This is a genomic window from Streptomyces niveiscabiei (genome assembly GCF_001419795.1).
Classification (GTDB): domain Bacteria; phylum Actinomycetota; class Actinomycetes; order Streptomycetales; family Streptomycetaceae; genus Streptomyces; species Streptomyces niveiscabiei.
On record NZ_LIRL01001037.1, the window covers coordinates 1 to 1,666 of the forward strand.

At 69.4% G+C, this 1,666-nt stretch carries 2 protein-coding genes; one reads left to right on the forward strand and one right to left on the reverse strand.

All coding sequences use genetic code 11. The features are described from left to right. Window positions 1-422 precede the first annotated feature (422 nt). On the forward strand, window positions 423-1,025 hold the full coding sequence (locus tag AOK24_RS39255; protein WP_240554336.1) for a hypothetical protein: 603 nt from the start codon (window positions 423-425) through the stop codon (window positions 1,023-1,025). Window positions 1,026-1,036: 11 nt separating this feature from the next. On the opposite strand, the gene msrA is transcribed toward AOK24_RS39255, so the two are convergent. After that, window positions 1,037-1,666, reverse strand: a 630-nt coding sequence (gene msrA, locus AOK24_RS39260; RefSeq protein ID WP_055724708.1) for a peptide-methionine (S)-S-oxide reductase MsrA, incomplete at its 5' end; no start/stop codon positions are given.

The following is a 1,666-nucleotide window of genomic DNA, read 5'->3' on the forward strand; positions in this document are numbered from 1 at the left end:
TGCCCCTCGGGATAGGGCCCCTGCAAAGCGGTCCCCAACACCGCATGCCGCTCCGGCACGGTGTACGCCAACTCCCCCCGCCCCACCGGCGCTTCCTCCCGCGTCGGCATCCGCAACTCCCGCCTCCGACCGAACACCACGAACCCCTCCTTGGCCGCACAGACACGAACTCCCCATTGTCCGCCGCCCCTTGCTCCCCGCCCAGCCCCGACTCGGCCGGGAGAGAACGGCTTTCGGCCGCCACCGGGTGCCCGGATCGTCGCATGGGCCGGAGGCCCTCCCCACTCGTTCCGGTCGAGGTACGGATGGCCTCGTCCGGCGGGTTGAACATCCTCCGGTACGCCCTCTTCAATGGCCGGATGACGACGGCACAGACGCCCGCTTCCGCAACCGTGGCCGACACCGTTCCGCTTGACGATGTCATGTCCCGACTGGGCCGCCACAGACCCGTCTTCCACTCCGAGGCCGACCTGCAACACGGATTCGCCCGGACGCTGTGGGAACTGGCACCGGACGTGGAATCCAGGTTGGAGGTACCGCAGCGGGAGGAGCCGGGGCGCAGAAGGTACCTGGATCTGCTGTGCATCGGCCGGACTCGTACCGCGATCGAGTTCAAGTACTTCACCCGGGGGTGGACGGGTACGTCAGGGGTACCCCCTGAGGACTACGCCTTGAGGGACCATGCCGCCACAGACCTGGCCCGCCTGCACTTCGTACGCGACCTGGCCCGCCTGGAGCGCTTCTGCGCGGGGCGGGAGCAGAACGGTCTCGCCGTCATGGTGACCAACGAGGCGTCCCTGTGGACTCCCCCCGCCCCCGGCCGCAAGCAGACCCGGGACGAGGAGTTCCGGATCCACCAAGGACGCACGCTCACCGGCACGTTGCTGTGGGCCGGGGGAACGTACAAGCGCAACACCTGCGCGCTGCTGGGAACTTACGACCTCTCCTGGAAGCCGTACTCGGAACTCGGCGGCCAGGGAGGGGAGTTCCGCTACCTGGCCGTGGAGGTCGGACCCGTCTCGTGACGGGGCGGTGCTCAGTCGCTCGCCTTCGCCACGCCGATCGGGCATGAGACGCCCGTGCCGCCGATGCCGCAGTAGCCTGCCGGGTTCTTGTCGAGGTACTGCTGGTGGTAGGCCTCGGCGGGGTAGAAGGGGCGGGTGTCGGCGGGGAGGATCTCTGTGGTGATCTCGGAGTGGCCGGCGTCCGCGAGGACCTTCTGGTACGAGATGCGGGAGGAGTCCGCGGCGGTGGCCTGCGCGGGGGAGTGGGTGTAGATCGCCGAGCGGTACTGGGTGCCCACGTCGTTGCCCTGGCGGAAGCCCTGCGTCGGGTTGTGGGACTCCCAGAAGGTGCGCAGGAGGGTGTCGTACGAGATGAGGGCGGGGTCGAAGACCACGCGGACGACCTCCGTGTGCCCGGTCATCCCGGAGCAGACCTCTTCGTACGTCGGGTTCTCGGTGTGACCGCCCTGGTAGCCGACGAGGGTCGTCCACACGCCCGCCGGGAGCTGCCAGAACTTCCGCTCGGCACCCCAGAAGCAGCCCATCGCGAAGTCGGCGACCTCGTACCCCTCGGGGTAGGGGCCCTGGAGGGGCGTGTCCAGCACGGTGTGCCGCTCCGGGACCTGGTACACGGGCGCCGGCCGGCCGGCGCCCGTGTACCA

Coding starts and splice junctions, on each gene's coding strand:
- AOK24_RS39255 (WP_240554336.1), top strand. CDS start 423: ATGTCCCGACTGGGCCGCCACAGACCCGTCTTCCACTCCGAGGCCGAC.